Genomic DNA, 13,827 nt, shown 5'->3' on the forward strand with positions numbered 1-13,827 from the left:
TACCCTTGTCGATCCAGTCAGTCGATTCATTCCCACTAACCGGTGCCCAATCAGGCATTTGGTACGCGCAGCAGCTTGATCCAGCTAATCCTATTTTCAATACAGCTGAGTATATAGATATTAAAGGTCCTATTGATCCCATACATTTTGAAGCCGCCATTAGAAAGACTGTCTTAGAAGCAGATTCCTTGTATATGCGCTTCATTGAAGATACTGACGGTCCAAAGCAATGGATGACATCTAAGAAAGAAATTCCATTCCAATTGATTCATTTACAAAATGAAAAACAGCCGATTGATGCAGCTAAAGCATGGATGAAGGCAGATCTTTCAACACCAGTCTCTTTAGAGAAAGATGTATTATTCCGTGAAGTACTTTTTCAGCTTGCTGACGACCGATTTATCTGGTATCAGCGCATTCATCACATTGCCATTGATGGATTCGCCTTTTCGCTCATTGCACGTCGTGTTGCTGAGGTCTATTCAGCCTTATCGCAAGGGACACCTGTGCCTCCTCAAACATTTGGAGCCTTACATGACGTAGTTCAAGAGGAGTCCACTTATCGACAGTCCAATCGATATGAAGCTGATCGAGCGTTTTGGAAAAATCGCTTTGCTGATCAACCTGAAATTGTCAGCCTTGCTAAGCTTGCACCAAGAACGTCGGATCATTTTATTCGAAAAACGGCTGGCTTCGATGCCGAAAAGGTAAGCAAAATGAAAAGAAATGCTCAAGCCTTCGGTGGTACGTGGCATGAAATGATCCTTGCAGCATCCGCATTATATATGCATCGTATGACTGGTGCACATGATATTGTTTTAGGGCTTCCTGTGATGATGCGCCTTGGATCGTGCGCCTTACAAACACCCGGAATGGTCATGAACCTGGTACCATTTCGTTTAACATGCAAACCAGAAATGACACTCTCAGCTCTTGTTCGGCAAGTATCTGATGAATTAAAAGCCATTCGCCCTCATCAAAGATATCGTCACGAGGACATGCGGAGAGACTTTAAACTCATCGGAAGAAATCAGCGATTATTTGGCCCACAGATCAATATCATGCCATTTGATTATGATCTCGTGTTTGATCAAAGTATTGGTCAAGCACATAACCTTTCAGCAGGACCCGTGGATGATATATCGATTAACATATACGACCGCGCGGATGGGAACGGATTTCAAATTGACTTTGATGCAAACCCTGCCGTTTACAAAGAGCAAGCAGTTGACGCTCATCAGCAGCGTTTTCTGCAATTGCTGGAGGAAATAACCGGACTAGAGGAAGATCAGACGATCAGTCAATTCAACCTTCTTTTGTCTGAAGAGAAAGAGAACATCCTCAAGCACTGGAATGATACAAAACGAGAATTACCAAAGGAATCTTTACGGGAACTATTTGAAAAACAGGTGAGCAAAACACCACAAGCAAAAGCATTACAGTTTGAAGGAATTACTTTGACCTATGAAGAGTTGAATCAGCGGGCTAATCAATTAGCTCATTATTTGAAAAAACATGGCATTGGACCAGAACAATTTGTCGCAATTGCTCTGCCTCGGTCCATCAATATGGTCGTAAGTCTATTAGCCGTCGTCAAAACGGGAGCCGCATATCTGCCACTAGATCCTGATTATCCTAACGATCGTGTCGCCTATATGCTAGAAGATGCCAAACCGGCGTGCTTGCTCACAATTAAAGAGACAGCAGACGGTTTGAACCATCCGCACATCGTTCAACTGGATGATGCAACTGTCCATCAGGAGATAGCAGACAGTCCGCATCTCAATCCGACTTGGAGCGAGGGCTCTCCACATCACCCCGCCTATATCCTGTACACATCAGGATCGACAGGCAAACCAAAGGGTGTTGTTGTAACAAAGCGAAATGTCATCAACTTTATATTGTCCATGCAAGATTCATTTTTATTAGATCAAGAAGACCAGCTTTTAGCGGTAACGACCATTGCCTTTGATATTTCCGGGCTGGAAATGTTCCTCCCGCTTTTACATGGGGCTGCTATTTTATTGGCAAAAAAAGAAACCATACAAGAACCAGCAAAGCTTTCAGACATGATTCGTTCTCATCATGTCACAATCATGCAGGCAACGCCAACGTTGTGGCATGCGTTGGCAGATGAGTACCCTGACGTGATAACAGGTATGCGTGTTCTTGTTGGAGGAGAAGCACTCCCTGCTTCCCTTTTGCACACATTGCAATCTCTTCAATGCGACATTACTAATTTGTACGGACCTACAGAAACGACGATCTGGTCTACGATGGAAAATGTCACAGCACACCGGGAGAATAGCGGGCCGGCAATCGGTAAACCCATTTGGAATACGAGCATTTACATTTTAGATGAAGGACTAAACCCAGTCCCAGCAGGATCAATTGGTGAACTTTATATTGCAGGTGAAGGAGTATCCAGAGGATATCTTGGACGATATGATTTAACGGCTGAACGTTTTGTCGCTGATCCATTCAGCACAAAAGGCACGAGAATGTATCGTACTGGTGATTTAGCCAGATGGCGCGAAGATGGTTCGATTGATTATATCAGCCGTGCCGATCATCAAATTAAAATACGCGGCTTCCGTATTGAACTAGGTGAAATCGAAACCGTAATGATGCAGCATCAAGCCATAAAGCATACATCTGTTATCGTTCGTGAGGATCAACCTGGGCAGCAGCTTCTTTGTGCGTATGTTGTGCTGACAGATGGCTCTTCTCTGCACCCTTCAGAGCTCAGACAGTTTGCGGCTTCATTACTTCCTGACTACATGGTGCCCTCTGCTGTTGTCGTGTTGCCAGAACTTCCACTTACACCAAACGGCAAAATCGACCGCAAAGCATTACCAGCACCAAATATGTCTTTAGTCAGTTCTGAGCGTACACCTAGAACACCACAAGAAGACATGTTATGTAGTTTATTTGCAGAAACCCTTGGCCTATCTCAAATTGGCATAGATGATAGTTTCTTTGACTTAGGAGGACATTCCTTACTCGCCGCTCGCCTGCTTAGACGTATACGCGATACACTTGGTGCAGACCTAAGCATGAGTACCCTTTTTGAATCTCCTCGGGTTGCTGAGCTTGCGCAGCACATTGACAAAGCGAAGGACATTCGGCCGCCGCTTCAGGTTGAAGACAAACCAGATGAAATTCCATTATCCTTTGCCCAAAAACGGCTCTGGTTCCTTCATTGCCTTGAAGGGCCAAGTCCAACTTACAATATTCCACTTGTCATTCAGCTGACAGGTACACTAGATCAAACAGCTCTCATTGGTGCTTTGGCAGATATCACTGAAAAACACGAAACCCTTAGAACCATTTTTCCAAATAAGAATGGCATGCCAAGACAGGTCATTTTACACCCGAAAAGTGTTCAGCCTGAACTCCATGTCACAGCTTCAAGCGATCAACAAATTGAGAATCAGTTAAACGAAGCCATTCGGTATAGCTTTCAGATTGAAGAAGAACCTGCACTTCGAGCTGAATTATTCACGCTTGATGCAAACCGATCCGTACTGCTTCTATTGCTGCATCACATCGCTGGTGACGGCTGGTCACTTGCACCATTGACACGAGACTTAGCTGCTGCTTACGAAGCCCGTATACAAGGAAAATCCATCTCCTTGCCAGCAGAACCTGTTCAATATGCTGACTATGCTATTTGGCAGCAGAAGCTGTTGGGCAGTGAAGAAGAGACGGATAGTCTATTTGCCAAGCAGCTCAGCTATTGGAAAAGTGCCTTACATGACTTGCCTGAAGAACTTGAGCTGCCTTATGACTTCCCGCGTCCACAGGAAGGAAGCTTCAACGGTGCGACGATAGACTTTACGATTGAATCCGCTTTACATCAGAACCTCCTTGAGCTTGCCAAGCAGCATCAGGTGAGTTTGTTCATGGTGCTTCAAGCATCACTTGCAGCATTACTGACACGCCTTGGGGCCGGTTCAGATATCCCAATCGGCAGTCCGATTGCTGGACGGAATGACGATGCACTTGACGACATTGTCGGCTTGTTTGTGAACACACTAGTTTTACGTACAAATACAGCTGGTAATCCAACCTTTAGTGAGCTATTGAAGCGAGTACGAGACATTGACCTAGCAGCCTATGAGCATCAGGATCTGCCATTTGAACGGCTAGTCGAAATCCTAAACCCAACCCGGTCCAGATCAAGAAATCCATTGTTCCAGGTCATGCTAGCCTTCCAAAATACACCGAAGGCGGAAATGAAGCTGACACAGCTTGATTCAGACCTCTACGTGAAACCAGTAGGGTCAGCTAAATTTGATCTGACCATCGAATTAACAGAACAAAGAACGGAAACTGGGTCAGCAGCAGGTTTAACAGGATTGTTTGAATTCAGTACAGATGTATTTAAACAAAGCACCATTCGAGCAATCGCTGACAGAATGAAGCGCTTTTTAACAGAGGTAGCTGAGCGCCCACATGTGCCAATTGGTCAAGTGAACATTTTATCAGATAAAGAACAGCAAACATTTCTCCCTGATAAAAAGACATTCGCTCAGTTAGATCAAGCACATAGTCTCCCGGCCTTATTTGAAAAAACGGCGCAGCAATACCCTGATCGAGTGGCTGTAACGTATGGCAATAGGCAGCTGACCTATGGTGAGTTAAACAACAAAGCCAATCGTCTTGCTCATTTATTAATACAAAGAGGCGTTGGACCAGAACAGTTCGTTGCACTTGCCCTGCCTAGATCAATCGATATGCTCGTAAGCTTATTAGCCGTTCATAAAGCAGGCGCAGCCTATGTTCCGCTTGATCCAGATTACCCAGCAGATAGACTGGCATACATGATACAAGATGCCAAACCCGTTTGCAGCATCACAACAAAAGCAGATGCAGTGCATCTTCCAGCTGATTGCGATTTGATTTTGTTAGACGAAAAGGAAACGAGCGATCAATTGCTGACAATGCCAAATCACAATCCGGCTGATATAGACAGAATTGAGCCGCTATCTTCTCTGCATCCGGCCTATATTATTTATACATCCGGTTCTACAGGGAAACCAAAAGGAGTGGTCATCCCACACCAAAATGTCATCCGTCTTCTGACATCTACTGAACATTGGTTCCAATTTGATGAAGAAGATGTTTGGACAATGTTCCATTCCTATGCCTTTGACTTTTCAGTATGGGAAATATGGGGACCACTTTTATATGGCGGCCGGCTTGTCATTGTACCTCATACCATCTCTCGCTCTCCAGAAGAGATGCTGCAGCTTCTAGTCGAGGAAGGTGTGACTGTGCTTAATCAAACACCTTCTGCCTTCTATCAGCTCATGCAGATAGACAAGGAACAACAAACACTAGGCCAAGCATTATCACTCCGCTATGTCATCTTTGGCGGTGAAGCATTAGAGCTTAGCAGATTAGAAGATTGGTACAGCCGTCACTCAGACTGTAAGCCAAAGCTCGTTAACATGTACGGCATTACAGAAACTACCGTACACGTTACGTACAATGAACTCAATCGAGATATGATCACAAAGAACTCCAGCAGTTTAATAGGCGAACCGATTCCTGATTTACATGTGTACGTACTAGATGAATACCTACAGCCTGTTCCCCCTGGGACGACAGGTGAAATGTATGTAGCTGGAGCTGGCCTTGCAAGAGGTTATCTAGGCAGACCTGACCTGACATCAGATCGATTCCCTGCCGATCCTTATGGCGCACCTGGCACAAGGATGTATCGCACAGGCGACCTTGCGCGCTGGACAGAAGAAGGGGCTCTTGATTACATTGGCAGAGCTGATCATCAAATTAAAATACGCGGCTTCCGCATTGAACTTGGAGAAATCGAAGCCGTTCTGGCACGCCACGATGCAGTTGCACAAGTTGCCGTCATGATGCGAGAGGATCAGCCTGGCGACAAACGCCTAGTCGCCTATATCGTCCCAACTGAAGAAAACCGTTTCGATACAGAGACCCTTCGTCATTTTGCAGCAGCCAGTCTTCCTGATTACATGGTGCCCGCGGCATATGTACAGATTGACGCCATGCCGCTTACAGCAAACGGGAAGCTTGATCAAAAATCACTGCCAGCCCCTCAATTGCATTTACAGCAAACGGATGGCCGCGGCCCAAGAAACCCGAAAGAGGAAATCCTATGTCATCTCTTTGAAGAGGTGCTTGATTTGCCTAAAATCAGCATAGACGATCGCTTTTTTGACATTGGCGGGCATTCACTGCTTGCAGTTCGTTTAATCAGCCGCATTCGTGATGCACTTGGTGTCAAACTAAGCATTGGAACATTGTTTGAAGCACCAAATGTGGCAAGTTTGGCAGAGAAACTAGAAACAGGAAGCGATGAAAACGCACTAGACATCTTGCTGCCGCTGCGAACAAATGGAGAAAGATATCCTCTTTTCTGTGTTCACCCAGCAGGTGGTCTGAGCTGGTGCTATGCAGGTCTCTTGAATACATTAGAGAAAGACATCCCTATTTATGGATTACAGGCACGAGGAATCGCAAGAAAAGATGACTACCCGCACACACTAGATGATATGGCTGCGGATTACATCAAGCACATCCAAACGATTCAGCCAAAAGGCCCTTATCATCTTCTTGGCTGGTCATTAGGTGGAAACGTTGTACAGGCAATGGCTACACAGCTCCAGCAGCAAGGTGAAGAAATCGCACTCGTTGCGATGCTGGATGCCTATCCAAATCATTTCTTACCGATTAAAGCAGCACCTGATGAAGAAGAAGCACTAATCGCTCTTCTTGCGCTCGGCGGTTATGATCCAGATACCTTAACAGGTGAACCGCTCACGATGAAAAGTGCCGTCGACATTTTGAAAAAGGATGGCAGTGCACTAGCAAGCTTAAGTGAAGATGCCATTAGAAATCTAAAAGAAACCTATGTGAATTCAGTTCGATTGCTTGGAGAATATCAGCCAAAAACTTATCAGGGGGACATATTATTCTTTAGATCTACCATTATCCCAGATTGGTTTACACCAATTGATCCCGAAGCATGGGCACCTTATATCAACGGAACAATTGAACAGCACGACATTCATTGCCGGCACAAAGACATGTGCCAGCCTAAACCCCTAGCAGAAATTGGTGTCATCTTAGACAACGCACTGCATCGGGTCAAACAAAAGCACTAAGAATAAAGGAGAGATGACAAATGACAAATCCCTTTGATCGTGAAGACGGTGTATTTCTTGTGCTGGTCAATGAACAAGGACAGCATTCACTTTGGCCATCATTTGCACCAGTGCCAGATGGATGGGAAAAGGTCTTTGGTGAAGACACTAGAAATGCATGCATCGATTATATCCAGACACACTGGCAGGACTTGCGGCCATTAAGTTTAACAAAAGAACCAGCGCTAGCTCATGGAAAAACGGAATAAATCATCGCACCCTGATCTCCATCAGGGTGCTTTTTTGACAGAATAAACATCACCATCTTTCAGCTCTTTCTGCTACAATTTAATTGAGAATGTTTATCAACTAAAAAGAGATCAGGTGGTTTTATGGGAAACAATAATCAATTACATACGTTGGCAAATGCCGAACAATTCATCTATCGATTAACAGATACTGAAAAAATAAATAATGCAGAGCTTCCACATACGGAGCAGCAGCTATCAGATACATTCTGCCTCCTCTTCAGCATAAGCGGCAGTGGTTTACTCACATTGAACGATCAAAAATGGCGATTGAAACATCTGACTCTCTATACGATCATGCCTGGGGAAACATTTATGTTGAAAACAGAGCCTTATCAAAAACACGAGCTCTACCTTTTTCGCTTTCAGCTCTACACGCTGCAAAATCAAAAAATAGGAGAAGTATCAATGGAACATGCCCGTTCTTTACTGAATAAATGGCAATTTATCGATATTAGCTCGATTGAACATATTCATTCTTTATTGTCCGATATGATAGAGGAATGGCAAAGACCTGAATCTATTAGCTTTTTTAGAAGCCAAACTCTTTTCCAGCAGCTCATTATGCAGCTTTTTACACTGCATAATGAAGATATTTGTGACACGGCACATGCCCTTTTCAAAACAAAACAATATATCGATCAACATTACGAAGAACCCCTCAGCCTGACAAGTCTATCTCATATGGCTGGTATCAGCGCCAATCATTACAGTGAGCTATTTAAAAAGCATTTTGATGTGAGTGTCACTGATTATATCACCAAGAAAAGGATGGCTAGAGCCAAACAATTAATGGCAAAAGGCAACGCAAAGCTCAAAGACATTGCACTTGAAATCGGCTATCAAGATCCGTATTACTTCAGCCGCATCTTTAAGAAAAAAACGGGCATGACCCCTTCTACTTATATGAAAAGCCGTCAGCGGAAAATTGCAGCCTATGGCCATTCCATACTCGGCCAGCTCACACCCATTCATATCATCCCATATGCTGCTCCCCTTCACCCAAAATGGACAGCACATGATTTTGAGCATCATGCAGAAGAAATTCCGATTCACCTGAGTGCACATCGGATCAACGAGCACGCTGAAGCCAATTTACAGCTATTAAAGGAAACAAAACCTGAGCTGATCATTGCCAATGATCATGTGACAGAGGAAGAAAAACAAGTGTTAAAAACCATCTGTCCTGTTCACTTTGTTCCATTCACACAATTGGATTGGCGCACTCAATTCAGACAAACAGCTACGTTCCTAAACGAAGCGAACGAAGCAGAAGAATGGTTGATTCATTACGAGGAACTCGTCAATCAAGCGAAAAAGGCATGTCTTTTTGATCTTCCACCAAAAACCGTCCTGCCTCTTCGTATCTTTCAAGATCAGCTTTATTTGTCTGTGAATCGCACCATGTCAGAAGTAATTTTTCAAGACATTGGCCTTCTGCCAGCTTTTCAGAATGATGGTCAGCTAATAGAAAAAAAAATCAGCATTCGCTCTATACAACAGCTAGATCCAGACGCCATCTTCCTATTCCTGCATAAGGAGCCAAAAACCATTGCTTTTTATCAAAAGTTAAAGCAGCAGGCGTCTTGGCAAAATCTCAAGGCTGTGACGCAGCAAGCCGTCTATCCGCTCACTTCTGACCCTTGGCGTGAATACACAGCAGCCAGTCATCAACGGGTCATTCAGGACCTTTTATCTTTTTTTCCGTAAAAAGTCCATCCTTTGACAGAGATTTGTCTATGGATAAAAGGACGAAAGCCTAATACAATCTTTAATTGAGAACAATTATCAGTTAAAGGAGAAAACAAATGAAAAAATGGTTCGCATTGCTTATCCTTTGTATCATGACGGTCACCGCAGCAGGCTGTGGTGCTGCAGAAAATAAACCTGCTTCAAACACAGCCAAAAGCAAGTCAGCTGAAGCAACAGAAACGAATATCAACTACTTAGATCAAACGTACAAACTCAAAACACCAGTGAAACGAATTGTCATTGCTGGAAGCCTTGAATCAATGGAAGATGCAAAATTACTTGGTATCGAGCCTATTGGTGCTTCTACTGTAGGCGGCACATTCCCTGAATTATTTAAAGACATCACAGCGAAAACGGAAGGCATCGGTGAAAAAACAGAACCGAACCTAGAAAAAATCCTAAAACTAAAACCAGATGTGATACTTGGATCAACAAAGTTCCCTCCTGCAACAATTAAAAAACTAGATAAAGTCCAAACGACGATCCCAGTATCACATGTCTCTTCCGACTGGGAAAGCAATCTTTTATTACTCGGTGAATTGACTGGAAAAAGTGAAGAAGCGAAAAACATCATCTCTGATTATCAGAAAGATCTCAAACAAGCGAAAGAAATCCTGAAAGATAAAAGCAGCAACAAAACAGCTGTCATTTTACGCATTAGACAAGGCGATCTGTACGTATATCCTGAAGACGTATACTTCAACTCTACCTTATATGGGGATTTAGGATTTAAAGTACCAAGTGATATCAAAAAAGCCAAAGCACAGGCATTGATTTCATTGGAGCGCCTAGGAGAACTCAATCCTGACTATATTTTTGTTCAGTTCTCTAAAGAGGAAAACTCATCAAATCCGAACGCATTGAAGGACTTAGAGAAAAATAAAATTTGGACAAGCCTAAAAGCTGTGAAAAATGGGCACATCAATGAAAATGCCGTTGACCCTATGCTTCAAGGAGGAACAGCACTAAGCAAAACAACCTTCCTTGACAAGGCTGTCAAATGGTTAGATCAAAACAATTAAAAAGATGCGTGATCAGATGGTTGACAAAGGGCTAAAATGTTTAGCCCTTTGTCTTCTTTTCAACGTAGTTGAAAACCGTTAGGAGAGGATACACATGAACGGAACGTTTCTATATGACGAGCTTAACGGGCGTCAGCTTGATATTTACCTTCCGCAGGACACCTCTATTGATGTCCCAGCTGTCTTTGTACAAGATGGCTCTTCTTTGTTTAGAACACACCTGCTAGAGATCGAAAGAATGATCGAAACCAAAACCATCTCGCCAATCATCATCGTCGGCATACACCCCTTCAATCGACTTGACGAATATACACCATGGAAGGCGTCATCACTGCGATCTGGGTTCCCTGACTTTAAAGGCGAGGCACAGACGTATATGTCATTTTTAGCGAATGACTTGCTCCCATATATCAAAAGAGAATATCCAGTTCAAGAGACCTGTCATGAACATAGCCACGTAGGTGCTTCATTAGGCGGGCTGTTTGCTATTTATACTTTATTCATGCACCCTGATCTTTTTAAAAACATCGCATCGATCTCCGGGTCATTTTGGTATCAAGATTTTCTACCGTTTGCTCAACAACAAAGCATTCAGTGTGTGGATCACTTTATTTATTTGTCTGTAGGCAGTGAAGAAGGGAAAGGAAAAACATCTGCTCAACAGCACATGCCTTTATTCAACAAACAACTGCATGATCTTTTATTACAAAAAGGGATGCAAGAAAGGCAGCTGCAATATCACATCGAACAAGGGGAGGGCCATCATCTGAAACAATTTCAAAAAAATTTCTTATCGGCCCTAAAGTGGTTTTATCAAAGAGAACGCTAATTTTTTATCAGCATGGCACAAAGCCGATATGATATATTGGAACGTATAGATTGAAAGAGGAGGGATTTGCGCATGAGACCTTTACAAATCTCAGCCGATACCGCACAAAAGCTTGCTGCATCACTCAATGTACCGTTAGAACAAATTATGCATATGCCGCAGCATATCTTATTAGCTAAATTAGCGGAGCTTGAACAGAAGAAAGATCGTTCTTCTTAAAGAAATAAAGGAGTTTACATTCATGGAACAACAACTAGAAAAATCAACATTACATCCTCGCAGTACTGGACAAACCATCCTGCTGATTGCTGGGATTCTGCTTATTGCATTTAATCTTCGGCCTGCCATTACATCCGTTGGCCCTGTGATCGGCGCGATTCGCTCCGATTTACAGCTTTCAAATGGACTGGCGGGTTTTCTTACGACATTACCACTGCTTTCATTCGCATTGCTTTCTCCAATTGCCCCTAAAATCGGAAAACGACTTGGCAATGAACGAACCCTCTGGCTTGGACTTGCTGTCCTTCTCTTTGGGATTGTGATTCGCTCGTTTGGCACCATCACCTTCTTAATGATTGGCACGGCGCTGGTCGGCGTTGGAATTGCGATTTGTAATGTGCTCTTACCGGGGCTTGTGAAGCATAAATTTCCTGCACATGCAGGTTTGATGACAAGTGTATATACGACTTCAATGTCCGTCTTTGCTGCACTTGCATCAGGTGTCAGTGTTCCGCTCAGTCATACAATGCCTGGCGGCTGGAATACATCATTCCTTGTATGGGCTGGACTTGCCCTTCTCGCCATGATGGTTTGGGTGCCGCAGCTTCTTCATCAGAATACAGCGGCCGTCAAAAGTATTTCTCTTACAGAGCAGCCAATATGGCGTTCACGTGTCGCATGGCAGGTGACCTTTTTTATGGGGTTGCAGTCATTCCTTTTCTATAGCAGCATCGCATGGTTTCCTGATATCTTAACATCACATGGAATGAACCTGTCGACAGCTGGCTGGATGCTGTCCATTATGCAGTTTGTTGGGCTGCCATCCACCTTCTTAACGCCCGTTCTTGCAGAAAAATTAAAAACGCAAAGGCCGCTTGTCGCCGGCCTTGTCCTTGTGTATTTACTTGGCATGATGGGACTTCTTCTCGGAGGATCAACGCCTATTCTTGTCATCTCCGTTCTATTGATCGGCATTGGACAAGGGGCCAGTATCAGTCTTGCCCTCACATTCATTGGATTACGTACAACCAATATGGAACAAGCAGCTGCCCTCTCTGGAATGGCGCAGTCTCTCGGTTATTTATTAGCTGCTGTTGGGCCGTTCATGATTGGAATCCTTTTTGATTCCACACATACATGGACACCCGCGATTATCATCTTTATTGTCATCCTATTTTTCATGTTTTTATCCGGTATGCGTGCCGGACGCAGCGTCTATATTTCAGATCCTTCATAAAAAAGAACCCGCCTCCTCGGGGACTGACCCCCGTTTTTGAGACAGGGATCAAAACACCTTTATAAAACAGCCAGTTGCCGAAACTCTTTTGGTGACTGGCTGTTTAATTTCAATTGAATTCGGATATTGTTATAATAATCAATATACTCCCTGACCGTTTTTTCTACAATGGCTGTTGTAGTGTTTGTCAGGTGGTGGAGATAGAATCCTTCTGTTTTTAAACTGGAGTGGAAGGATTCTATGGGGGCATTATCAGCGGGCATTCCCTTCCGGGACATGCTCATGGTAATGCTTTTTTCCTTTATCTCCTTTTGATAAGCATAAGAAGTGTAGACCGAACCTTGATCACTATGAAGTACGCAGCCTTTAGGTAATGTCTGTAACTGCTTCAATGTATCTAAAACAAGAGAAACATCCTGTTTATCACCAATCGTATAAGCCACAATCTCACTAGTATACAAATCCTTTATGCTGGATAGATAAAGTGGTTTTTGACCAAATGGCAAATACGTTATATCTGTCACCAGTTTTTCAAGTGGCTTTGTCGCAGTAAAATCCTGTTTTAAGTGATTTTCTGCAATATAGTAAGGTTGACCAGTCTGTTTACGCTTTTTTATTTTCACACGACACTGTAAACCGTAGGTTTGCATAATGCGTTGTACTGTCTTATGATTTATTCTCCTTTCTTTTCGCAGTAGGGCCGTTATTTTACGATAACCGTACGTATATTGGTGTGACTCACAAAGCGACGATATGAGGTCAATTAACACTTGCTGTTTTGGCAGGAGATCTTGTTTTTTCCAACGATAAAATGTTGATCTTGCGAGCTCAAACATCTGACAGAATGCACTTACACTTACTGTGTCTTTTACCGCATCATAAATCGACACGAATGCTTCTTTTTTCACTTCCTTTCCCATTCTATATACTTTTTTAATAGGTCAATTTGTTGCTTTAAATAAAGATTTTCTGTTTTCAACTTCTCGTTCTCATTTTGATATTCTGGTCCTTTCCCGTAGGTATACTGCTTTCCAACTGGTTGATGAAATCGATGGATTTCACCCTCGCGATACCATTTCATCCACGTTTTCACTTGTGTTCTATTCTTAATTCCTAACTTGTCCATGATTTCTTTTGTCGGGATTCCAGCTAACCTCATTTGAACGGCCTCTTCTTTTACACTAATCGGATAACTAACTCTTTTTCCCATACAAAAAACACCTCCAAATTGTTTTCAGATATGCTATACCCGATTTTTCAATTTAAAGGTGTTTTTATTTGTCTCACTTTATGGGGTCAGTCCCTCGTGAGACGGGTTCTTTTCTGC

8 protein-coding genes are annotated in these 13,827 nt (G+C 43.2%); 7 read left to right on the forward strand and 1 reads right to left on the reverse strand.

Annotation, left to right across the window (positions count from 1 at the left end; all coding sequences use genetic code 11):
- Window positions 1–5 precede the first annotated feature (5 nt).
- The 7 genes from MHH61_RS08655 (at window position 6) to MHH61_RS08685 (ending at window position 12,500) form a co-directional block, all read left to right on the forward strand.
- Window positions 6–7,154 carry a non-ribosomal peptide synthetase gene (locus MHH61_RS08655; protein ID WP_125587008.1) on the forward strand — a complete coding sequence of 2,383 codons (7,149 nt, stop codon included), beginning with the start codon at window positions 6–8 and terminating at the stop codon, window positions 7,152–7,154.
- 20 nt (window positions 7,155–7,174) lie between these two features.
- A complete protein-coding gene (locus tag MHH61_RS08660) occupies window positions 7,175–7,402 on the forward strand; it encodes an MbtH family protein (protein WP_025093680.1) in 228 nt (75 codons plus the stop codon).
- Between the two features lie 123 nt (window positions 7,403–7,525).
- The gene (locus MHH61_RS08665) at window positions 7,526–9,151 is read left to right on the forward strand and encodes an AraC family transcriptional regulator (protein ID WP_125587009.1); all 1,626 of its coding nucleotides are present in this window, start codon (window positions 7,526–7,528) and stop codon (window positions 9,149–9,151) included.
- Window positions 9,152–9,249: 98 nt separating this feature from the next.
- The gene (locus MHH61_RS08670) at window positions 9,250–10,215 is read left to right on the forward strand and encodes an iron-hydroxamate ABC transporter substrate-binding protein (RefSeq protein ID WP_024427636.1); all 966 of its coding nucleotides are present in this window, start codon (window positions 9,250–9,252) and stop codon (window positions 10,213–10,215) included.
- Between the two features lie 94 nt (window positions 10,216–10,309).
- A complete protein-coding gene (locus MHH61_RS08675; protein WP_125587010.1) occupies window positions 10,310–11,044 on the forward strand; it encodes an alpha/beta hydrolase in 735 nt (244 codons plus the stop codon).
- A gap of 72 nt (window positions 11,045–11,116) precedes the next feature.
- Window positions 11,117–11,263 (forward strand): YycC family protein, encoded by a 147-nt coding sequence (locus MHH61_RS08680; protein ID WP_064498621.1) that lies wholly within the window; start codon window positions 11,117–11,119, stop codon window positions 11,261–11,263.
- Between the two features lie 22 nt (window positions 11,264–11,285).
- Window positions 11,286–12,500: an MFS transporter gene (locus MHH61_RS08685; RefSeq protein ID WP_125587011.1), complete on the forward strand. Its 1,215-nt coding sequence runs from the start codon at window positions 11,286–11,288 to the stop codon at window positions 12,498–12,500.
- 59 nt (window positions 12,501–12,559) lie between these two features.
- Here the strand turns inward: MHH61_RS08685 and MHH61_RS08690 are convergent.
- Window positions 12,560–13,710, reverse strand: a protein-coding gene (locus MHH61_RS08690) for an IS3 family transposase (RefSeq protein WP_125587610.1) whose coding sequence is annotated in 2 segments (ribosomal slippage) — window positions 12,560–13,440 and window positions 13,440–13,710 — 1,152 coding nt in all. Because the reading frame shifts where the segments join, the coding sequence is not laid out codon by codon here.
- Window positions 13,711–13,827: the final 117 nt, after the last annotated feature.

This window comes from Bacillus sp. FSL K6-3154 (assembly GCF_040869395.1).
Taxonomy (GTDB): Bacteria; Bacillota; Bacilli; order Bacillales; family Bacillaceae; genus Bacillus; species Bacillus safensis.

Excerpts from the sequence above, each read along its gene's own strand:
- MHH61_RS08660 (WP_025093680.1), top strand. The coding sequence starts at position 7,175 with ATGACAAATCCCTTTGATCGTGAAGACGGTGTATTTCTTGTGCTGGTC.
- MHH61_RS08665 (WP_125587009.1), top strand. The coding sequence starts at position 7,526 with ATGGGAAACAATAATCAATTACATACGTTGGCAAATGCCGAACAATTC.
- MHH61_RS08670 (WP_024427636.1), top strand. The coding sequence starts at position 9,250 with ATGAAAAAATGGTTCGCATTGCTTATCCTTTGTATCATGACGGTCACC.
- MHH61_RS08675 (WP_125587010.1), top strand. The coding sequence starts at position 10,310 with ATGAACGGAACGTTTCTATATGACGAGCTTAACGGGCGTCAGCTTGAT.
- MHH61_RS08680 (WP_064498621.1), top strand. The coding sequence starts at position 11,117 with ATGAGACCTTTACAAATCTCAGCCGATACCGCACAAAAGCTTGCTGCA.
- MHH61_RS08685 (WP_125587011.1), top strand. The coding sequence starts at position 11,286 with ATGGAACAACAACTAGAAAAATCAACATTACATCCTCGCAGTACTGGA.